The organism is Arthrobacter sp. H-02-3 (genome assembly GCF_003097355.1).
Classification (GTDB): Bacteria; Actinomycetota; Actinomycetes; order Actinomycetales; family Micrococcaceae; genus Arthrobacter; species Arthrobacter humicola.
In genome coordinates this window covers 159,254-180,071 of the sequence record NZ_PYUI01000004.1, presented here as the reverse complement: position 1 = coordinate 180,071, position 20,818 = coordinate 159,254, and the positions used below count along the sequence as shown (strand labels likewise).

General features: G+C 68.6%; 15 protein-coding genes and 1 tRNA gene. 4 read left to right on the top strand and 12 right to left on the bottom strand.

Annotation, left to right across the window (positions count from 1 at the left end; translation table 11 throughout):
- Positions 1–136: 136 nt before the first annotated feature.
- From pth to C9424_RS06315, 5 genes are all read right to left on the bottom strand, one after another.
- Positions 137–724: an aminoacyl-tRNA hydrolase gene (gene pth / locus C9424_RS06335; RefSeq protein ID WP_116766042.1), complete on the bottom strand. Its 588-nt coding sequence runs from the start codon at positions 722–724 to the stop codon at positions 137–139.
- Positions 725–846: 122 nt separating this feature from the next.
- Positions 847–1,443 (bottom strand): 50S ribosomal protein L25/general stress protein Ctc, encoded by a 597-nt coding sequence (locus tag C9424_RS06330; protein ID WP_091250696.1) that lies wholly within the window; start codon positions 1,441–1,443, stop codon positions 847–849.
- A 254-nt stretch (positions 1,444–1,697) separates the two neighbouring features.
- Positions 1,698–2,678 (bottom strand): ribose-phosphate diphosphokinase, encoded by a 981-nt coding sequence (locus tag C9424_RS06325; RefSeq protein ID WP_018774662.1) that lies wholly within the window; start codon positions 2,676–2,678, stop codon positions 1,698–1,700.
- Between the two features lie 5 nt (positions 2,679–2,683).
- A complete protein-coding gene (gene glmU, locus C9424_RS06320; RefSeq protein ID WP_116766041.1) occupies positions 2,684–4,198 on the bottom strand; it encodes a bifunctional UDP-N-acetylglucosamine diphosphorylase/glucosamine-1-phosphate N-acetyltransferase GlmU in 1,515 nt (504 codons plus the stop codon).
- 42 nt (positions 4,199–4,240) lie between these two features.
- A tRNA-Gln gene (locus tag C9424_RS06315) sits at positions 4,241–4,312 on the bottom strand.
- A 217-nt stretch (positions 4,313–4,529) separates the two neighbouring features.
- Here C9424_RS06315 and C9424_RS06310 point away from each other — a divergent pair.
- The gene (locus C9424_RS06310) at positions 4,530–5,129 is read left to right on the top strand and encodes a TetR/AcrR family transcriptional regulator (protein WP_116766040.1); all 600 of its coding nucleotides are present in this window, start codon (positions 4,530–4,532) and stop codon (positions 5,127–5,129) included.
- A 1,076-nt stretch (positions 5,130–6,205) separates the two neighbouring features.
- Here the strand turns inward: C9424_RS06310 and C9424_RS06305 are convergent.
- The 5 genes from C9424_RS06305 to C9424_RS06285 all read right to left on the bottom strand — a co-directional run bounded on the left by C9424_RS06305 (position 6,206) and on the right by C9424_RS06285 (position 12,599).
- Entirely contained in the window at positions 6,206–8,053 is a 1,848-nt protein-coding gene (locus C9424_RS06305) for an ABC-F family ATP-binding cassette domain-containing protein (RefSeq protein ID WP_116766039.1), read from the bottom strand.
- 72 nt (positions 8,054–8,125) lie between these two features.
- Positions 8,126–9,088, bottom strand: coding sequence for a 4-(cytidine 5'-diphospho)-2-C-methyl-D-erythritol kinase (locus C9424_RS06300; RefSeq protein WP_116766038.1), 963 nt, complete (start codon positions 9,086–9,088; stop codon positions 8,126–8,128).
- Positions 9,089–9,190: 102 nt separating this feature from the next.
- Positions 9,191–10,030: a 16S rRNA (adenine(1518)-N(6)/adenine(1519)-N(6))-dimethyltransferase RsmA gene (gene rsmA, locus C9424_RS06295; protein ID WP_116766037.1), complete on the bottom strand. Its 840-nt coding sequence runs from the start codon at positions 10,028–10,030 to the stop codon at positions 9,191–9,193.
- A gap of 231 nt (positions 10,031–10,261) precedes the next feature.
- A complete protein-coding gene (locus C9424_RS06290; protein WP_116766036.1) occupies positions 10,262–11,407 on the bottom strand; it encodes a transglycosylase family protein in 1,146 nt (381 codons plus the stop codon).
- A 304-nt stretch (positions 11,408–11,711) separates the two neighbouring features.
- Positions 11,712–12,599 carry a TatD family hydrolase gene (locus C9424_RS06285; RefSeq protein ID WP_116766035.1) on the bottom strand — a complete coding sequence of 296 codons (888 nt, stop codon included), beginning with the start codon at positions 12,597–12,599 and terminating at the stop codon, positions 11,712–11,714.
- Positions 12,600–12,776: 177 nt separating this feature from the next.
- Here C9424_RS06285 and C9424_RS06280 point away from each other — a divergent pair, with 177 nt between their 5' ends.
- From C9424_RS06280 to C9424_RS06270, 3 genes are read left to right on the top strand one after another with little or no spacing between them, the layout of a single operon-like run.
- Positions 12,777–13,949 (top strand): AAA family ATPase, encoded by a 1,173-nt coding sequence (locus C9424_RS06280; protein WP_116766034.1) that lies wholly within the window; start codon positions 12,777–12,779, stop codon positions 13,947–13,949.
- A 14-nt stretch (positions 13,950–13,963) separates the two neighbouring features.
- Complete coding sequence (locus C9424_RS06275; protein ID WP_116766033.1) at positions 13,964–15,475, top strand: DUF58 domain-containing protein; 1,512 nt, start codon at positions 13,964–13,966, stop codon at positions 15,473–15,475.
- Entirely contained in the window at positions 15,472–18,045 is a 2,574-nt protein-coding gene (locus C9424_RS06270; protein WP_116766032.1) for a DUF3488 and transglutaminase-like domain-containing protein, read from the top strand. Before C9424_RS06275 ends, C9424_RS06270 begins: the two co-directional genes overlap by 4 nt.
- Positions 18,046–18,114: 69 nt before the next feature.
- Here the strand turns inward: C9424_RS06270 and C9424_RS06265 are convergent, their stop codons facing one another.
- Positions 18,115–19,614, bottom strand: coding sequence for an NAD-dependent succinate-semialdehyde dehydrogenase (locus tag C9424_RS06265; protein WP_116766031.1), 1,500 nt, complete (start codon positions 19,612–19,614; stop codon positions 18,115–18,117).
- 285 nt (positions 19,615–19,899) lie between these two features.
- Positions 19,900–20,721, bottom strand: coding sequence for a 16S rRNA (cytidine(1402)-2'-O)-methyltransferase (rsmI, locus tag C9424_RS06260; RefSeq protein ID WP_116766124.1), 822 nt, complete (start codon positions 20,719–20,721; stop codon positions 19,900–19,902).
- Positions 20,722–20,818: the final 97 nt, after the last annotated feature.

The window sequence follows — 20,818 nt, the reverse complement described above, 5'->3', positions numbered from 1 at the left end:
ATCCCTATCCCCCGACATGAGAGTAGACAGATCATAGCTGGAATGCCGAAAGCTTGGGAAGAAAACCCACTATTCGGATACTCGCGGCCCGCCCGCCCCTGATACGGGGCCGGGCTGGTGCGTGTTTAAGCCTGATTTATGGGGCCTTGGCCGGGTGGAATTTTTGCTGGGCGGCGGGCAGGCCGTCCTTGACCAGGACTTCGACGGCGTCGGCCGCGGTATCGATGAGGAAGGGCAGGTCCTTCTTCTCCGGCGCGGAAAAGTCACGCAGGACGAAGTCCGCGGTGTCCATCCGGCCCGGCGGACGCCCGACGCCCACCCGCACGCGCAGGTAGTCCTTGGTGGCCAGGGCCTTCGAGATGTCCCGCAGTCCGTTGTGGCCGCCTTCGCCGCCGCCGAGCTTCAGCTTCACGGTATCGAAGGGAATATCGATCTCATCGTGGACGGCAATGACGTGGGCGGGGTCGATCCCGTAGAACTGTGCCAGGGCCGAGACCGGGCCGCCGGAGACGTTCATATATGACAGCGGCTTGGCCAGCACGATCCGGGGGCCGCCAATGCCAAGGCGCCCTTCGAGGACCTGGGCACGGGCCTTGTGGGACTTGAAGCCGCCGCCGGCGCGCGAGGCGAGTTCGTCCAGGACCATCTGGCCGACGTTGTGGCGGTTGTGGCTGTACTCGGGTCCGGGGTTGCCAAGGCCTACAATCAGCCAGGTGTCGGTCATGGATCAGTCCTTCGGTGGGCCAGGTCAGGCGGGAGTGCCGGCTCCGGCGCGGAATACGACGGGTTCAGAGACGACGGCGGCCGGGCCCCTGAGGGACCCGGCCGCCGGTGAAATCGCCGGAATTACTCGGCGGCGACCGAGGATCCTTCGGTGGTGTCGGCCGAAGCCTCTTCTTCGGAGACCTCGGTGGCCTCGGAGATGTGAACGACGAGAGCCTCGACGTCGGCCAGCAGGACGGAGCCCTTCGGCAGAACGAGGTCGGAAGCGTGGATGTGCTCGCCGGCGCTGCGGCCCTCAATGCTGACCTCGATGGCGGTCGGCAGGTGGGTTGCCTCGGCCTCGAGGGAGACGGTGGTCATTTCCTGGTTGTACACGTTGCCCGGAGCCAGTTCGCCGGTCAGGTGGACGGGGACGTCGACGGTGACCTTCTCGCCGGTGCGGACGGTCAGCAGGTCGAGGTGCTCGATGATCTGCTTGATCGGGTTGCGCTGGATGTCCTTGACCAGGGCCAGGTGCTGCTCGCCGTCGATGTCCAGGGTCAGCAGGGCGTTAGCCTTGCGGACGGCCAGGGTGGTGGCCTTCGCCGGCAGGGTGATGTGGATCGGCTCGGCGCCGTGGCCGTAGATGACGGCCGGGATCAGGTTGGCCATGCGGGCGCGGCGGGCGAAGCCCTTGCCGAATTCGGTGCGTACTTCTGCTGCGAGCTTCTGCTCAGACATGGATATCTCCTCGTGGGATTTCAAGCTGTGGGACTAAACGGTGTTCAGCAAGGGCGGAGGTCTGTTTGCGACCTTCAACGCCGGGCTGCCGTGCAGCTGACCTTCAGAAGGAGATTCAGACCCAGTCGATAACGGAGACCAGCACTCCGGCTCTCCGTGTATACGGTTGACCGGCGCTCTCCCTCGCCAAGGTTTCGGTACAAGGCTACCAGCGGCTGGCCCGGTTTCTGAAACCGGGCCCGCCGCCGGCCGGCTTAGGCCTGTCCGTCGAACAGGCTGGTGACGGAGCCGTCGTCGAACACTTCACGGATGGCGCGCGCGATCAGCGGCGCGATCGACAGCACTGTCAACTGCGGGAAGCGCTTGTCCGCGGTGATCGGCAGCGTGTTGGTGACCACCACCTCGCGGGCGCCGGACTCGGACAGCCGGCGGGCTGCCGGGTCGGAGAACACGGCGTGGGTCGCGGCGATGATGACATCCTTGGCGCCGGCGTTCTTGAGCACCTGGACGGCGCCGGAGATGGTTCCGCCGGTGTCGATCATGTCATCGATGAGGACGCAGGTGCGGCCTTCGATCTGGCCCACGACGGTCTTGGAGACGGCCTGGTTGGGCACGGTGAGGTCGCGGCTCTTGTGCACGAAGGCCAGCGGCGCGCCGCCGAGGCGCTCGGCCCACTGCTCGGCAACGCGGACGCGGCCGGTGTCCGGGGAGACGACCGTAACCTTGTCCGAGCCGACGCGGGTGCGGATGTAGTCGGCCAGGAGCGGAATGGCCATGAGGTGGTCCACGGGGCCGTCGAAGAAGCCCTGGATCTGCGAGGTGTGCAGGTCCACGCTCATGATGCGGTCGGCGCCGGCGGTCTTGTACAGATCGGCAACGAGGCGCGCCGAGATGGGCTCGCGGCCGCGGCCCTTCTTGTCCTGCCGGGCGTAGGGGTAGAACGGGGACACGACCGTGATGCGCTTGGCGGACGCCCGCTTGAGCGAATCGATCATGATCAGCTGTTCCATGAGCCAGTTGTTCAGCGGGGCGGGGTGGGCCTGGATCACGAAGGCGTCGGTGCCGCGGACGCTTTCGCCGGCGCGCACATAGATCTCGCCGTTGGCGAAGTCGTAGGCGTCCAGCGGCAGCAGCTCGGTGCCCAGCTCCTTAGCGATCTCTTTCGCCAGCTCAGGGTGCGCGCGCCCCGCGGCCAGCACCAGCTTCTTTTCGCCGTGTGCCGTAATTTCGCTCATGATTGCTAGCCCTCTTCTGTCGGTGCCGGAGTAGTGGAGGAAGTTGGGGCGGCGCCCGCAGCGGCTGTTTCGACCGCGGCGGCGGACTGGGCCAGGGCGGCGGAAACGGACCCGGGGCGGTTGGCCGCAACCCAGCCGTCCGAGTTCCGCTGCCTGGCGATGGAGAGGGCAAGGGCGCCGGCCGGGACGTCCTGGCGGATGATCGCGCCAGCGCCGCTGTAGGCGCCGTCGCCCACCCGGACCGGAGCGACGAAGACCGTGTTGGAGCCGGTCCGGACGCCGGAGCCGATCACCGTGCGGTGCTTCTTCTCGCCGTCGTAGTTGGCGGTGATGTTGCCGCAGCCGATGTTGGTGTCCTCGCCGATTTCCGCGTCTCCGGCGTAGCCGAGGTGCGACAGCTTCGAGCCGCGGCCGATCGTGACGTTCTTGGTCTCATAGAACGCGCCGATCTTGCCGGTTTCGCCCAAGACGGTGCCGGGGCGCAGGTAGGTGAAGGGGCCGACGCTGGCGCGTGCACCGATCGTGGAGCCGGAGCCGTGGGTGCGGATCACCGTGGCGCCCTCCCCCACCATGACATCGGTGAGGGTGGTGTCGGGGCCGACGACGGCGTCGCGCGCCACCGTGGTGGCACCGTGCAGCTGGGTGTTGGGCAGGAGGCGGACGTCCTCGTCGAGCGTCACGGTGGAGTCGATCCAGGTGGTGGCGGGATCGACGACCGTCACGCCGGCGCGCATCCAAGCCTCGACGGTGCGGCGGTTGTGTTCGGCGCCGAGGGCGGAGAGCTGGACGCGGTCGTTGGCGCCTTCGACCTGCCAGCGGTCTTCGGTGACGACGGCGGCGACGCGGCCGCCTGCGGCGCGGGCCAGGGCCAGGACGTCGGTGAGGTACTTCTCGCCCTGGGCGTTGTCGGTAGTGACGTGGACCAGCGCGTCGCGCAGCACGGCGGCGTCAAAGGCGTAGATGCCGGAGTTGATTTCGCGGATTCCGCGTTCGGCCTCGGTGGCGTCCTTGTGCTCGCGGATGCCAGTGACGGTTCCGTCCGTTGCCCGGAGGATCCGTCCGTAGCCGGTGGCGTCATCGAGGACGGCCGTGAGGACCGTGACGGCATTGCCCTCGGATTCGTGGGTGGCGACGAGTTCTGCGAGCAAGCCGCCGGTGAGCAACGGGACATCGCCGTAGGTCACAACCACGGTTCCGCTGAGCGGTCCCTGGGGGTGAAGGGCATCGAGGGCTTCCAGCGCAGCTTCGACCGCACGGCCTGTGCCCGGGACGTCGTCCTGGTCCACGATCAGGGCGTCCGGGTCGAGGGCTGCGACGTGGGCGGCCACGAGGTCGCGTTCATGACGGACCACGAGGGCCAAGTCGCGCGGGTGGACACTGCGGGCGGCGTTGAGGGCGTGGCCCACCAGCGAGCGGCCGCCGATCTCATGGAGGATCTTCGGCGTACGGGATTTCATCCGGGTACCGGCCCCTGCAGCTAGGACGATCACGGCGGCTGGGCCAGTGTTCTCGGGGCTCACGTGTTGGCTCTCCTTGCTTGGTTGCGCAGTGTGTCTCGCCAGTTCCGCCCATAGGACTCGAACCTATACTCCACGGCTCCAAAGGCCGGGGTGCTGCCATTACACCAGAGCGGACCGTGCCCGGGCTTGACCTGTGGCACGAGAACCAATTCTGCCACGAAGGTTGATGCTCGTGCGACTCAGGGTCCGAAGCACGGGCGGTCCTGCGGGCTGGTACGGGCTCGCGGTAGGGCATGATGGTGCTGTGAGCAAGAGTGCAGGCCCATCCGGCGGGGCGGACGGCGGTAGCGGCAGGCCTGTCCGCGCGCCCGGCTACGTTCCCCGCCCCCGTATGACGGGCCCGCAGCGCCGCACGCAGCTGATCGGCATCGGCCGGGGCCTTTTCGCACTCCGCGGCCTGGACGGCACCACCATCGAGGAAATCGCAGCCACCGCGGGCGTCTCCAAGCCGGTGATCTACGAGCACTTCGGCTCCAAGGAAGGCCTCTACACCCAGGTGGTGGACTGCGAGTTCCACATCCTGCTGACCTCGGTCAACGATGCCCTGTCCGAGGACGCCAAGCCGCGCGTCCTCGTGGAGCGGGCGGCCCTGGCCCTGCTGACCTACATCGAGGACCGGACGGACGGCTTCCGGATCCTCATGCGCGACGCCCCGCCGTCCCAGCCGGAGGGCGCCTTCTCCACGCTGCTATCGCATGTGACGGCCCGCGTGGAGCACATCCTCGAGGACGAACTCGCCCGCCGCGGTTTCAGCCCGGCGGACGGGGCCATGTATGCGCAGATGCTCGTGGGAATGGTCGCGATGACCGGACAGTGGTGGCAGGACAGCCGCACGCCGGACAAACGCGAAGTCGCCGCGCACCTGGTAAACCTGGCCTGGAACGGGCTCACCGGGCTGCAGAAGGACCCTGAGCTCCGAAGCCAGGAGTGAGGGCTCGGGGTGGAGTGAGGTCCGGCGCTGGATTGAGGTCCGGGATCGCCCCTGCTCGCTGGCCGCCACGGGACATGCCCAGCCCTGGCCCCGAGAAATGGACAAAACACCAGCATGCCCATCCTTGGCCTACACCACGGAGCATGTCCTGCGGGTTCTCAGCGCTCCGCGGGACATGTCCAGTCCGGGCCCGGAAAATGGACATAACACCAGCATGTCCATCCTTGGCCTACACCACGGAGCATGTCCTGCGGGTTCTCTGCGCTCCGCGGGACATGTCCAGTCCGGGCAGGACCCAAGGTCTTGCCCACCCGGCTGGTAGCAGGCCATCGACCACTCCACTGGATATGCCCTCCCTCGGCCCCGAGGAGTGGACATGAGGCCAAGATGTCCATTTCTGGCCTGCAGCAAGGGGCGTGTCCTGACGGTTGTGCGCGCACCGGGGAATATGTCCAGCCTTGGCCTGCACCGCGGGACATGTCGTGACTGTCATGAGCGCACCGGGGAACACGTCCGGCCGTGGCCTTCACACCGGACTTGGCCCTCACAAGGGACCTATCCAGCCGCGTGCCCAGGATTTAGCGATATGGCCAATTCAAGCTGGCTGCGAAGCAACTGAGCACTTCACGGGAAATGCGCCGATGCCGTCGAATGCTCCTTGGGACATGCCCTCCGCCGGCCCCGAGGAGTGGACATGAGGCCAATATGTCCATTCCTTGCCGAAACCAAGGGGCATGTCCTGAGGGTTCCGAGCACACCGGGGAACATGCCCAGCCCTGGCCGACAGCAAGGGGCATGTCCTGAGAGTTCATGGCACACCGGGGAACATGCCCAGCCCTGGCCGACAGCAAGGGGCATGTCCTGAGAGTTCCGAGCACACGAGAGAACATGCCCAGCCTTGGCCTGGACCACGGGGCATGTCCCGAGGGCTCTGAGCGCACCGGAGAGCATGTCCATCCCTGGCCTGCGCCAAGGGGCATGTCCTCAGGGTTTGTCGTGACCCGAGGGACATGTCCAGCCGTGCCGGAACCCGCTGAGCACCAACACACTGGGCATGTCCCCCGGGCCGTCAGGAACTACTCCCCCAGCACCTCGAGGGCTTCGAGCCATTCGTGTTCGAGGGCTTCGCGTTCGCCGGCGAGCTCCTGGAGTTTCTTGTTGAGCTCGGCAAGCTCATCGAACTTGCTGGCGTCCCCGGCCCCGGCCGTCATCTGGGCGTGGATCTTGTCTTCCTGCTGCTTGAGCTTGCCCAACTGCCGGTCGATCCGGTTCTTGGCCTTGCGGGCATCGCGCTTCTCCGCTTCGGAGGCGCCACCGGCAGCCGGCGCGGAGCCGGAGCCCGCACCGGAGCCCCCGCCGGCCGCCGTGACGGGGTTTCCGCCGCCGGTGATGGTGGAGCCGGCCAGCGCCGACTCGCGCAGCTCGAGGTACTGGTCCACGCCCCGCGGCAGGGCGCGGATCTTGCCGTCGCCCAGGAGCGCCATCTGGTGGTCCGTGACGCGTTCGAGCAGGTAGCGGTCGTGGCTGACCACCACAAGGGTGCCGGGCCAGCCGTCCAGGACGTCTTCGACGGCGGCCAGGGTGTCGGTGTCGAGGTCGTTGGTGGGTTCGTCAAGCATGAGCACATTGGGTTCGCCCACGAGGAGCCGGAGGAGCTGCAGACGCCGGCGTTCGCCACCGGAGAGGTCCTTGACCGGGGTCCACTGCTTCTGGTTCGTGAAACCGAGCTGCTCGACGAGCTGGCCGGCGGTGAACTCCTTGCCGCCGACGTTGAAGGAGCGCTTCTCCCGCTCGATCACTTCGATGACGCGCAGGTCGGCGACGTCGTCGAGCTCCTTGACCTCCTGGGTCAGGACGGCGGTGACCACGGTCTTGCCGCGCTTGACCTTGCCCGAGGTGGGCTGAATTTCGCCATTGAGCAGTTTAAGCAGTGTGGTTTTGCCGGCGCCGTTGACGCCCACCAGGCCCAGCCGCTCGCCGGGAGCGAGGCGCAGGGTGATGTTGTCGAAGAGCTTCTGCCCGGGTTCGCCGCCGAGGAAGTCGAGAGACACGTTTTCCAGGTCCAGGACGTCCTTGCCGAGCCGGGCGGTGGCCATCTTGCTCAGCGCCATCGAGTCACGCGGTTCGGGGACGTCGGCGATCAGGGCGTTGGCGGCCTCGATCCGGAACTTGGGCTTGGCGGTGCGGGCCGGGGCGCCGCGGCGCAGCCAGGCGAGTTCCTTCTTGACCAGCTGCTGGCGTTTGCCTTCCATCACGGAGGCGGAGCGGTCGCGTTCGGCCCGGGCCAGGACGTACGCGGCGTAGCCGCCCTCGAACGGATCCATGATGCCGTCGTGGATTTCCCAGGTCTTGTTGCACACTTCGTCGAGGAACCAGCGGTCGTGGGTGACCACGAGGAAGGCGCCCTGGTTGGGCCGCCAGCGGGTCTTCAGGTGCCGGGACAACCAGGCGACCCCTTCGACGTCGAGATGGTTGGTGGGCTCGTCGAGCATGATGACGTCGTGGTCCTCGATCAGCAGCTTGGCCAGGGCCACCCGCCGCTTCTGCCCGCCGGAGAGAGCATGCACGTTGGCGTGCCAGTCGACGTCGGAAACGAGTCCGCCCATCACCTCGCGGATCTGCGGATTACGGGCCCATTCGTAGTCGGCCTTGTCGCCGACAATTGCCGCACCGACGGTGAGGTCGCCGTCGAGGACGTCACTTTGGTCGAGGTAGCCGATATTGACTTCACTGCGCTTGGTCACCCGGCCCGAATCCGGGGTGGCGCGCATGGCCAGCAGGCGCATGAGCGTCGACTTGCCGTCGCCGTTGCGGCCCACCATGCCGATCCGGTCGCCCTCTTCCAGGCCTAGGGTTACGCCGTCGAGGACGGTGCGGGTTGCATACGAGACCGTGAGGTTCTCGCCGCCGAGCAGGTGTGCCACTGGGAACTGCTTTCTTAGGTGTATCGGTGAAGTGTTGCGGTGAAGTCAAGAGATGCCGTGCGTCAAAAGCTCCTAAAGGAGCGTATCGGAGATGATGCGGGCGCCGTGCACCGGGCCGTGGACCGCCATCGCATCCAGGCCATGGTGGCGCAGGTCCTCGGCGAGCCCGGCCGCGGCGGCGGGGCTGTGCGCGAGAAAGGCGACGGTGGGTCCGGAGCCCGAGACGATTCCCGCGATCGCGCCGCATGCTTCGCCCCGCCCCAATGTGTCGCGCAGGCCCGGAGCCAGTTCGATCGAGGCGCGCTGGAGATCGTTGACCAGGACGCGGCTCAGGGCGTCGGCGTCGCCGCTGCGCAGGGCTGTGAGGACGCCGGGGTCGACGGCGACCGGCTCCTCCACCGTGACGCCCTCCGCCGAGCGCAGCCGGTCCAGGGTCCGGTAGACCTCCGGGGTGGACAGGCCGAAGTCGGCCGCGACCAGGACCCAGTCGGTCTGGGCCTTGACGAGGGCCGGTGAGAGGTCGTCGCCCAGTCCCAACCCGACGGCGGTGCCGCCCAGGAGCGAGAACGGGACGTCGGCGCCGAGTTCGGCGGCCAGGTGGGCCAGCTCATCGCGGGACAGCCCGCTGTTCCACAACGCGTCGCAGGCCAGCAGCGTGGCCGCGGCGTCGGCGGACCCGCCGCCCATGCCGCCGGCCACGGGCACGCGTTTGGTGATCTCCAGGTGGACCCCGGTGGCGTGCTCGGAGACATCGGCCATGATCGCTGCCGCCTTGTAAGCCAGGTTGCGGTGATCCAGCGGGATGTCCACGCCATCCAGGTCCAGGGTGCTGGCGTCGCTTATGCTGACGGTGATCCCGCCGGTATCGGTGCTGGTGGCGGCCACTTCCTCGTAGAGCGAAACGGCCAGGTAGACGCTGGCCACCGAGTGGTAGCCGTCCGGCCGCAGGGGTCCGACGTCCAGTGAGACATTGACCTTGCCTGGAGCCTTGACCCGGACAGTCCTCGCGGCAAAGCGCCCTCTCACTGCGTTCATGGCTCCACGCTATGGCATCCCGGCCCCGGCTCCAAGCACGGGACGGCTCCCCTGAGACTCACAAGCGACTCACAAAGGACTCCAAAGGAACTCAGCGGGAACTCAGGACTCCGGCTGCGCGTGGGCTTCGGCGATCCTCGCGAACGCCGCAATATCGATCACTTCACCGCGGGCGGAGGGGTCGACGCCGGCGGCCCGCAGGCAGCGTTCGGCCTCGGCGGCGCTGCCGGCCCAGCCGGCCAGTGCCGCTCGGAGCGTCTTGCGCCGCTGCGCGAAGGCGGCGTCGATCACGGCGAAGACCTGTTCCCTCGTGGCAGTCGTGACAGGGGGTTCGCGGCGCGTGAAAGCAACCAGCCCGGAATGGATCTTGGGGGCGGGCCAGAAGACGTTCATGCCGATCACGCCGGCCTTGCGCATGCTGCTGTACCAGGCGGCCTTGACCGAGGGTACGCCGTAAGTTTTGGAACCGGGCCCCGCCGCAAGGCGGTCGGCGACCTCGTCCTGGACCATGACGAGGCCGTGCTGCAGGCTCGGGAAGTGCTGCAGGAGGTGCAGGACCACGGGAACGGCGACGTTGTAGGGAAGATTCGCCACGAGCGCGGTCGGTTCCGCGGGCAGTTCCGTGACCCTCATGGCATCAGCCAGGACGAGGTGGAAATTTCCGACGGCGTTCGGCCGCCACTGGTTCACGGTGGCCGGCAGCCGCCCGGCCAGGACCGGATCGATTTCGACGGCGACCACGGTCCGGGCGGCGTCCAGCAGGCCCAGGGTCAGCGACCCGAGACCGGGACCCACTTCGAGGACCGTCTCATCGGCCCGGATGTCCGCGGCGGCCACGATGCGCCGGATGGTGTTGCCGTCGATGACGAAGTTCTGGCCCAGGGTCTTCGTGGGCCGCACGCCGATTTCCTCAGCCAGCCGGCGGATATCGGAGGCGCCCATCAGCGGTGCGGGCGCCGCTGACGGCAGGCTTTCGGGGGCGGAGGGGCTCGGTTCAGTCACCTAGGTATCCTATCCCGGCGCCGGCACGCCACAGGCCGGGCCCGGAGGGATCCGGACCCGGCCTGTGCGTCTCACCGCGGCCGTGGTCAGCCGCCGCGGGATCGGGCGGTCATCAGCCGGCAGTCACGAGCCGGCTGGGCGTGCTGGCAGGGAAGGCCAGCTTTTGGCGTCTTAGCTGGAGGCGGCCCAGCCGCAGCCCCAGGGGCCAAGGCCGCGCTGCGCGTAGACGCGGTTGGCAATGTCGATCTGCTGGGCCTTGGTGGCCGCAGCGGCGTTGGGGGCGTAGGCGCCGCCGCCGGCGCCGAGCCAGGTTCGGACGTCGAACTGCAGGCCGCCGTAGTAGCCGTTGCCGGTGTTGATGGACCAGTTGCCGCCGGACTCGCACTGCGCGATCTTGTCCCACATGCCCTGGTTCATCATCGCGGGCGCGCCGGCACCGGTGTTGGCTGCGGGCTGGGGCTTTTCCTTGGTGCCCACAGTGACCTTCTCGGTGACCGGCTGAGCACTCACGGTCTCGGAGACCAGGGTCCGGGCGGCTTCGCGGCCGTCTACGAGGACCAGCTTGAAGCTCTTGGTGGTGGTACCGGCGACGCCGGCCTGGGTGACGGTCTTCTCACCCTTGAACATGTCGGCGCTTTCGGTGGTGAGCGTTTCGAATGCGACAGGCTCGGTGGTGTTGGCCGTCTTGCTGACATCGACGCGGGAGACCTTGATGACCATGTCGTTGACCACCGGCGCGTTCCCGGGCTGGGAGACGCGGTCGCTGGCTCCGAGCGACAGCCCGGCGTCCTCGAGCACCTTGGCCACGGTGGCCTCCGTCGTGGTGGTCTTGGCCGCCTTGCCGTCCGCGACGATGCTCACGGTCTTCGGCGTCGAGATCGAAACGAAGGAACCGGAGACGGCCAGCTGGGCGTCCTTGGGCACAGACACCTGGGAGGCGCTGGCCACGCCGAGTTCGGTCACGAGCCCCTCGACGGTGGGCGATGTGGTGTTGATGGTCCGTTCGGCGCCGTCGAGGCTGACCTTAACGGCCTTGGCGAGGTTGACGTTGATGACTGATCCGTCCTGCACGTGGGAGTCCGCCGAAGGCGACACCCGGTCGGCTGGCTGCAGTTCAACCTTGGCACCCTTGACGACCTCTGCGACGGTTCCGCCGAAGGTCTGGACGGAGCTAACCTTGCCGTCCACGTTGAGTGTGATCGTCTTGTTGTTGCCGACGAAGGCCACGAGGCCCAGCACCAGTGCCACCAGCACTACGAGCTGTGAGCCAACTTTGACGAAGCTGATCTTGCCGTCCGATGTGAAGAACTTGACCACGATTGCCCGAATCTCTTGGACCTTCCGGGCACGGGGATAAATGCACGCGACCACCCGCCGTGAGCGCGCCAGGGGCGGCTCCGGACAGGGTCCGGAGCGTCACGGAAGATGCGTGCACTGCCTCACCCAAAACGAGAGCGCACATGTGGTTTGTTTGCCACGATGCACGCCCTGCTTCAGTGAAATTATCCGTAGGCCTTCCCCGACCCCGGCTAATAGTTGACCACTGTAACCGTAGCGTTATAAAGCAGCCAAGAATTTGTGCATACCGGGTATGCTTCGGCGGAGGCCGAAAGTGACCGTTTTAGGCCCAGGATCCGTATGCCCGCAGGGAATTTTCGGCGATCTGCGCGCACAGTCCGGAAAGCTCCGATCCAGTCACATCGGCCATCGCCCGAACCGTGTACGGAACCATGTAACTCGCATTCGGGCGCCCGCGGTGCGGGTGCGGCGTGAGGAACGGCGCGTCCGTCTCGACCAGGATCCGGGTCGGCTCCGCGATGGCCAGGGCGGCCCGCAGGTTGGACGCGTTTTTGAAGGTCACGGTCCCGGCAAAGGACATGTACCAGCCCTCCGCGTTGCACGTCCTGGCGAGCTCCTCGTCGCCGGAGAAACAATGGAACACCACACGCTCCGGCGCTCCTTCTTCGCGCAGCACCTGGACGACGTCGTCGTGGGCGTCGCGGTCGTGGATCTGCAGCGTCAGTCCGAGCCGTTTGGCGATGTCGATGTGGCGGCGGAACGAATAGCGCTGGTGGGCCAGGCCCTCCCCCTCGGTCCGGAAGAAGTCCAGCCCTGTCTCACCAATCGCCCGGACCCGCGGGTGGGCGGCCAGGGCCTCGATTTCGGCCAGTGCGCTGTCCAGTTCGCCGCGGCGGGCGTAGTCGGGGGCATCGTTGGGGTGGAGCGCGACTGCGCCCAGGAGCCGCGCATCGAGTTCGACGGCTTTGACTGTGAACCGTGACGATTCGAGGTCGCACCCCACCTGCACCGCCCCTTGGACGCCCACGGCAGCCGCGGCGTCGAGGGCGTCCGTGATGCTCACGGACAGCTCCGCGTCGGGAAAGTCCAGATGGGTGTGGTTGTCCATGACCGGGACGGGCAGCGGTTCCGGTGCCGGCGGATAGCCGCTGCGTCCGGTGCCGTCATTTCCGGGCGACCGGAACGGGACGGGGGTGAGGGGATTGAGCATTCTTCCACCCTAACGGGCGCCCGGAATTACCCGGAACTCTCTGTCAGGCCCGGCAGTTGTGTTAGTAGTCTGTAAGTACTCTGTTATTTCACCGTAAGGAAACAGGCGAACCCCAATGCGGGGCCCGGCGGCCGTTGCCGGTCCGTTCCGGGACCCACCAGGGCTGAAAGGCTGCCGATGGATTACCACCGCACTTCCCTAGACGACGCTCTCCCCGAAGGACGGAGCTTCCCGGGCCGCCCCGCCGTGGATGCCGACGCCGTTGACGCAGCGCCGGCCGGACACCGCTCCTCCCCGCAGGTGCCGGCAGCCATGGATGCCGGCGACTTCCACTCCGCCAGCACCCGGATCCTCGCTGCCATCAATACGGTTATCGACGGCAAGGCCGAAGCGGCAAAGCTGGCGCTCACGGTGCTCCTGGCCCAGGGCCACCTGCTCCTGGAAGACGTCCCGGGGGTCGGCAAGACCCTGCTGGCCAAGACCCTGGCCCGCAGCATCGACTGTTCCGTCAGCCGTATCCAGTTCACTCCGGACCTGCTTCCGTCCGACGTCACGGGCGTATCCATCTACAACCAGGCGACCCGGTCCTTCGAATTCCGGCACGGCGCCGTGTTCGCGAACATCGTGATCGGGGACGAAATCAACCGCGCCTCCGCCAAAACCCAGTCCGCCCTGCTGGAGTGCATGGAGGAGCACCAGGTCACGGTGGACGGCACGTCCTACCGGCTGGATGAGCCATTCATGGTGGTGGCGACGCAGAACCCCATCGAGATGGAGGGCACCTACCCGCTTCCCGAAGCGCAGCGGGACCGATTCATGGCCCGGATCTCGATGGGCTACCCGGACCGGGAGTCCGAGATGGAGATGCTGGAAACCCATCAGGCGTCCTCCCCGCTGGCCCGCGTGACGGCGGTGGTCACCGCCGCGGAAGTGGCCGCCATGATTGCCACCGTGCAGCAGGTCTACGTGTCCCGGCCCATCAAGGAGTACACAGTGGCCCTGGGACGGGCCACGCGTGAAAGCGGTCTGCTCCGGCTCGGCGCCAGCCCCCGCTCCATGCTGCAGCTCCTGCGCGCGGCAAAGGCCACGGCCGCACTCGATGGCCGGGACTTCGTCCTGCCGGACGACATCATCAGCGTCGCCGAGGCCGTGCTCGCCCACCGGATCATCCTCGACCGCAAGGCCGCCAGCACGGGCGAGACGCCGCAAAGCGTCATCCGTGCCATCATCGGCAAAATCCCCGTCACCCCGGAGGTGACGGCCGCAGCCACCGGCACCGGACGCCCCGGCCGGAACAAGGCCTCGGCCATGGCAGCCGCGCCGCCGCCCCAACAGCCGAATCCGCGCTAGGCAACGGTTCCGCCGTGGCGTGGAGGGATCGGTTCCCGGGACATATCTTCAGCACCCGCGGCTGGGGACTGCTCGGCGCGGGTGCGATCTTCCTGCTGGCCGCGCAGATCATGGGGCGCCGGGATTTGCTGGCCCTGGCCGTGCTGCTGCTGATCCTGCCGCTCCTGTCGCTGGCCGGAACCCGAGTGTTGAAGCCGAGGTTTCGCGTCTACCGCGAGTTCAGTCCGTCGCCGGTCGAGACGTCCGCGCGCGCCACGGTGCGTCTGGCCGTGGCACGGAGCGGGCCGGGAGCGGGCCACGCGATCATGGAGGAACACCTGCCGGCCCGGTTCGGCGAGTCCCCCGTCTTCCACTTCCCCGCCCGCACGGCGGCCGGGGGCACCAGCCGCTATGAATACCACCTTCGCTCGACCAAGCGGGGCCAGTTCCGGATCGGGCCCGTCACGGCAGAGTTCAGCGACCCCTTCGGCCTGTCCGTCCACCGCCACGCAATCGACGACGGCGACCTCCTCACCGTGACGCCCGCCGCGGTCGAGCTTCCCGCGACGGGGCTCGCCGGTGCCCGCGGACACGACGGCGTTACGGCCACCCGGGTCCGGGCCAATCCGAGCGACGACGACGTCATGACCCGCGAATACCGTCACGGGGATCCGATGCGCCGGGTGCACTGGGCCGCGACCGCCCGCCACGGGGCCCTCATGGTGCGGCAGGAGGAATCCGTCACGACCCCCGAGGCGACCATCATCCTGGACCAGCGCCTCTCGGCCTACCCGCACGGAGTATTGGGTCACGGCGGCTTTTCTGCGGCCGGCCGCTCCCACTCCGGGCACCCCGGAGGCGGGGACGGGTCCAGCCATGAGCTGCTGACCTGCGATGCCTTCGAATGGGCCGTCACAGCGGCAATGTCGATCGGCGCGCACCTCGCCGACCGCAACTACTCCCTGCGGTTCCTGGACAGCGCGGGCGCTCCCGCCTTCCGGCAGTCGCCGTCCGCTCCCGATCCCGAGGCCGAAGAGTACACGGGAGCATCCGGACTGCAGTCCATCGCGGAAAGCCTGGCCGCCATCCAACTCTCCGGCCCGCACCACACCCACCTGCACCGCAACCGCGCCCACGGCCCCCGCCCGCTGCCCGGCGGCATCCCCGGGCAGGAGGCAGCCCGCACCGGGGAACCCTCAGGGTCCGTGCCACAGGCCTTCGGTGACGCCCTGTTGGACAAGCTCTCCGCCCACCGGCTACGGGGTCCGATCCTGGCCGTTCTGGGCAGCCTGACGCCTGCCGAGGCCCGGGCGCTGTCCCCGGCGGCAGCGTTCGGCGCGAACGCCTTCGCGCTGCTGGTCACGGACCAGTCCGACGACTCCGGCGAAGTGTCCGGGGCACTGGAGGCACTGCGGCTGGGCGGATGGCGGGCCGTCGCGGTATCGGCCCGGACATCGTTGCCCGACGCATGGGCGGCCTTCGACCAGACAGACCCGGCCATGGCCACTGCCGCCGACGTCCGCCGCGGCGCAGGGGGCAGGCCATGACCCTGGCACCGCAGCGCCGCACCGGATCCGACGCCGGCCCCTCCGGCACAGAAGACCCGACGGTCCTGTCCCCCGGCACGGCGTCCCGCAGGGCCGGACCCGGCGCCCAACCCTGGGTGATGGGGACCGCCGTCGCGGTGGCCGTCGCGGGTGCCGCCCTCGGCTTCAACGGCGTCCTGCGCGGGTGGGCCTGGTACTCCCCGGTGTTCACCACCGTCCTTGCCGTCGCCTTCAGCATGGCGACGCTGCGGTCACTGCGCGCGCGGACGTGGTTCGTGGCTGCCGGCGGGCTGGCGGCGCTCATCCTGGTGCTGACCTTCACCTTCTTCAGGCAGCACAGCATTGCCGGGTTCATCCCGTCGGCCCAGACCATGGACTACCTGGGAAGGTTCCTCCGCCGGGCCGGCGAAACCGTGCTCGCCGAGAGCACGCCGGTGGCTCCCAACGCCGGAATCGTCATGCTGATCTGCGCCGTGCTCGGACTGCTGGTGATCCTCGTGGATGCCCTCGCGTTCCCGCTGGCGCTGCCGGCCACGAGCGGGCTCGGGATCCTGGCCATCCTCGTGGTGCCCGCCATGGTCAAGCCGCAGAGCGTCGGCGTGCTCGGGTTCCTCGGGGCCGCCGTCGGCTATCTGCTGATCCTGGGTTGCAGCCACTGGTTCACACCGGATGCCCGCACCGGCGCCGATACTGCCCGGGACCCCGGACAAATCCGGCGCGGCGCGGTCACGGCCGGCATGGCGCTGACCCTGACGTTGCTGCTGCAGCCGATCATCCCGGGTTTCGACCAGGGCACGTTTCCGCAGGGCTCGCGGCTGAACCCGTTCGGCAGCGCAACCGGCCTGAATCCGATGATCAGCCTCGGCAGCAGCCTGCGCAGCCCCTCGGGCGAGGGCCGGATCACCTTTGCCACGAACGCGCCGACGACGCCGTACCTGCGCTCGGTCACAGTGGATAACTTCGACGGCGACACCTGGGCACCGGATGACCGGGAGTCCACCCGCCAGCTGGGTACCGGCAGGGTCGACTCCGGGCTTGAGAGCGCCGCAACGGAACTTCGCGTAATCACCGCGGTCAACACCGGCCAGTTCACTAGTCCCTACCTCCCCGCACCCTACGCGCCGGAGTCGGTCAGCGGGCTCACAGGGCGCTGGAGCTGGGATCCGGCCACGCTCAGCATCAAGGGGGTCGACACAAACTCCCGCGACCAGCAGTACGTGGTCACCTCCGTCAGCCCGCAGCTCACCGCCGGGGTACTGGCAGAGGCCTCACAGCCGGCCGGCGGGATCCCCGAGCTGTTCCTCCGCCAGCCCTCGAACGTTCCGGAGATCGTGCGCACCACGGCCGATACCGTAACTGCCGGAGCCGCCACGCCGTATGCGCGCGCCATGGCCATCCAGACGTACCTGCGTTCACTCCAGTTCACGTATTCCCTGCAGTCCCCTGTGCAGGGCGGCTACGACGGCAACGGCCTGTCCGTACTGGCGGACTTCCTGACCCAGAAGAGCGGCTACTGCATTCATTTCGCCTCGGCCATGGCCGTGATGGCCAGGCTGGAGGGCATTCCCAGCAGAATCGCCGTGGGCTACGCCCCGGGCCGCTCCACCGGCGCCTCCGTGTCCGTCGCGGGCCAGGGCCCGCTGCCCGAGTACGAGGTCGATTCCCGGGACGCCCATGCGTGGCCGGAGCTCTTCTTCCAGGGCATCGGCTGGGTCCCGTTTGAGCCGACGCCCTCCCGCGGCGTCGTTCCGGCGTACGCCACGGCAGCCGCCACGCCCAGCGGCGCCAGCACCAATGAACGCAACGATGCCTTGACCCCCGGGGACCGTTCCACGCCGGCGCCGGTCCCCACCCTGGCCCCTGTTCCCCTTCCGGCGGCCGGGGCGCGGACCCCCGCGGACGCCCACCCGGCACAGGCGCTCTACGGCCTGGGAGCGGTGCTGCTGCTCGCACTGTTGGCGGCCTCCCCGCGGCTGGCGCGCAGCGGGGTGCGGCGCCGCAGGCTAACGACGGCGGCCCGCGGCAGGAGCGGCGCGCCGGCAGGAACGGCCGTTCCGGCCTGGGCCGAACTGAGGGACCTGGCCACGGACTACGGCATGGCGCCGGGAGCCAGCGAGACGCCGCGGCATTTCTCCGAGCGGCTGCGCGCCTCGGCGGCATTGGGACAGCCCGGCGGAGCGGAGACGCCCGGCCAGCGGGCAGCGGCCGCCCTGACGGAGGACTTTGAACGGGAGCGGTACGGCCGCCCGGCCGGAGCCGCCGGACCTGCGGACGCCGCCGCATCCGCGGGCAACGCGGGACCCGCGGGCGCCGCGGGCGCCGCGGGCGCCGCGGGCGCCGCGGGCGCCGCGGCCAGGATTGCACTGGTGCAGGCCGCGCTGCGGGCCAACGCGAAGCTCCTGGTGCGGTTGCGTGCGGACTGGCTGCCGCCGTCGGTCCTGTCCGGGTGGCGGCGGGCCCTCCCGCTGCCCCGACGGGTCTTGTCCCGGACAGCAGAAAGCACCCGGCGGGGCATCGCGGGATCCTGGGGGAAGATCCGCAATACCGTCCGCCGGGTGCGTCGCGGCTAGCCTGCCGCCGTCATCGGGCCCGCGTCAGCCGTCCCGCGTCAGCGGATCCGGCCCGGCTGTTCCCTGTGCCTAGCCGGCGTAGGGGTCGGCGATGCCGATGTACTGGGTGTAGAGGTACTCCTCGATGCCCTCGAGGCCGCCTTCACGGCCCAGGCCGGACTGCTTGACGCCGCCGAACGGGGCTGCGGCGTTGGAGACGACGCCGGCGTTCAGGCCGAGCATGCCGGTTTCGAGGCGTTCGCCCATCCGAATGCCCCGGTTCAGGTCCCGGGTGAAAACGTAGGCCACGAGGCCGTATTCGGTGTTGTTCGCGAGCCGGACGGCCTCGTCCTCGGTGTCGAAGGTGATGATCGGGGCGACGGGGCCGAAGATTTCCTCGGACAGGATCCGGGTGCCCTCGGTGACGCCCTTGAGGATGGTCGGCTGGTAGAAGTAGCCCGGGCCCTCGACGGCGGAGCCGCCGGTCACCGCGACCGCACCGGAGTTCACGGCGTCGGTCACGAGTTCGTGGACCTTGTCCCGGCTCTTGGCATCGATGAGCGGGCCGACCTTGGACTCGGCCTCGGTGCCGCGGGCCGTGGTCATGTCCTTCATCTTCGCGGCGAACTTCTCCGCGAACTCGTCCGCGACGGACTCGTGCACGATGAACCGGTTGGCCGCGGTGCAGGCCTCACCCATGTTCCGCAGCTTCGCCAGCATGGCACCGGCGACGGCGGCATCGACGTCGGCGTCCTCGAACACAACGAACGGGGCGTTCCCGCCCAGCTCCATCGAGGTCCGCAGGACCGTCTCGGAGGCGTCGGCGAGCAGCCGGCGGCCGACCTCCGTGGAGCCGGTGAAGGACAGCTTCCGGAGCCGGGAATCCTTGATCAGCGGACCCGTGGTGGCGCCGGCCGTGGAGGTCGGGATGACGTTCAGGACACCGGCGGGCAGGCCGGCCTCCTGCATCACGGCAGCGAACAGCTGGGAAGTCAGCGGGGTCAGATTTGCGGACTTGAGCACCATCGTGCAGCCGGCGGCGACGGCCGGGGCGATCTTGCGGGTGGCCATGGCCAGCGGGAAGTTCCACGGCGTGATCAGCAGGCACGGGCCCACCGGCTTCTTGGTCACCAGCAGCCGGGACTTGCCGTCCGGAGAGACCGAGTAGCGGCCGAACGCGCGGACGGCTTCCTCGGAGAACCAGCGCAGGAATTCCGCGCCGTAGGTGACCTCGCCGCGGGCCTCGGCCAGCGGCTTGCCCATCTCCAGGGTCATCAGCAGCGCGAAGTCCTCGGCCCGCTCGGTGACCATCTCGAAGGCGCGGCGCAGGATTTCCCCGCGCTCCCGGGACGGGACCTTGGCCCAGGACTCCTGCGCGGCGGCGGCGGCGTCCAGGGCCGCTTTGCCGTCCTCGGGGCCGGCGTCGGCGATGCTCAGCAGCACCTGGCCGGTGGCGGGGTCCTCGACCTGGAAGGTCTTCCCGGACGCGGCCGGACGCCATTCGCCGTTGATCAGCAGGCCCGTCGGGACCGAGGCCAGCAGGGCCTTCTCCCGCTCCGCGGAAACAATAGGCTGGGCAGTTACAGTCACAACGACTCCCTCGTCAGCAATTCGGTTGGCACTAGTTTGTTGGCACTAGCTTTTTGGCTCTAGTTTGTTGGCACTGATTTATTGGCACTGCGTGCCGGTTAAGGCGCTCGTTCCCGTAGGGCCGGCCGCCTGGATTACTGCCACGGTACTGCCGCGCTCACAGGCAAGTCTATGCATGCGCGCACTACGCGATCCGGAAAATGCTGTGCAGCTGCACAACCCGTGGCGAACCGTGCCCGCTGCGGCCGGCGAGGCCCCGGGTCGCCCCGGAACCCGCCCACGCGATCACCGCGCGGCGAGCACCGCGGAGTAGAGTTCGCGCTTGCTGACTTTCGCGTCCTCGGCCACCGCGGCGACGGCTTCCTTGAGCCGGATGCCCTGGGCGATCAGGCCGTTGACGGCGGCCACGTGGTCCTCGGGGCGGCCCGGTTCGCGTTCAGGAGCGCCCCCAACCACCACGGCGATTTCGCCGCGCACCTCGTTGGTCTCCGCCCATTCGAGCAGTTCGCGCAGGGTGCCGCGGATGACTTCTTCATACGTTTTCGTGAGTTCACGGCAGACGGCGGCCCGGCGGTCGGCGCCGAAGCGTTCCCGCAGCGCCCTCAGCATCGGCTCCAGCCGGTGCGGCGCCTCGAAAAACACCATAGTGCGCCGCTCCGCGTCGAGGTCCGCCAGCCGCGAGGAGCGTTCGCCTGCCTTGCGGGGCAGGAATCCTTCGAAGCAGAAGCGGTCGGTCGGCAGGCCGGACAGGGCCAAGGCGGTCAGCACGGCGGAGGGCCCGGGGGCGGCGGTGACGGTGAGCCCGGCCGCCACAGCGCCTTCAACCAGCCGGAACCCCGGGTCCGAGACGGACGGCATGCCGGCGTCGGTCACCATGACCAGGGTCTTGCCGGACCGGACCTGGTCCAGCAGGTCAGCCGTCTTGGCGGCCTCATTGTGCTCGTGATAGCTGATGATCCGGCCGCCCACCGTGATGCCCAGGGTCTGCACGAGCCGGTGCAGCCGCCGCGTATCCTCGGCGGCGACGATGTCCGCCGTCGTGAGCAGCTCCACGAGCCGCGCCGAAGCATCGCCGGTGTTTCCGATCGGCGTCGCCGCGAGGACGATGCGGCCGGGTCCGCCAGCGGCCGGAACACTGCCGGGCGCGGCTTCGTCAACGGGAAGGGCGCCGTCGGCGCTGTCTTCGGAGCGAAGATCAAGATGG

What these genes read in the sequence shown, in the direction of transcription:
- pth (WP_116766042.1), bottom strand. Translation starts at nt 724, where the DNA reads ATGACCGACACCTGGCTGATTGTAGGCCTTGGCAACCCCGGACCCGAG.
- C9424_RS06330 (WP_091250696.1), bottom strand. Translation starts at nt 1,443, where the DNA reads ATGTCTGAGCAGAAGCTCGCAGCAGAAGTACGCACCGAATTCGGCAAG.
- C9424_RS06325 (WP_018774662.1), bottom strand. Translation starts at nt 2,678, where the DNA reads ATGAGCGAAATTACGGCACACGGCGAAAAGAAGCTGGTGCTGGCCGCG.
- C9424_RS06310 (WP_116766040.1), top strand. Translation starts at nt 4,530, where the DNA reads ATGACGGGCCCGCAGCGCCGCACGCAGCTGATCGGCATCGGCCGGGGC.
- C9424_RS06300 (WP_116766038.1), bottom strand. Translation starts at nt 9,088, where the DNA reads ATGAACGCAGTGAGAGGGCGCTTTGCCGCGAGGACTGTCCGGGTCAAG.
- rsmA (WP_116766037.1), bottom strand. Translation starts at nt 10,030, where the DNA reads ATGGGCGCCTCCGATATCCGCCGGCTGGCTGAGGAAATCGGCGTGCGG.
- C9424_RS06285 (WP_116766035.1), bottom strand. Translation starts at nt 12,599, where the DNA reads ATGCTCAATCCCCTCACCCCCGTCCCGTTCCGGTCGCCCGGAAATGAC.
- C9424_RS06280 (WP_116766034.1), top strand. Translation starts at nt 12,777, where the DNA reads ATGGATTACCACCGCACTTCCCTAGACGACGCTCTCCCCGAAGGACGG.
- C9424_RS06270 (WP_116766032.1), top strand. Translation starts at nt 15,472, where the DNA reads ATGACCCTGGCACCGCAGCGCCGCACCGGATCCGACGCCGGCCCCTCC.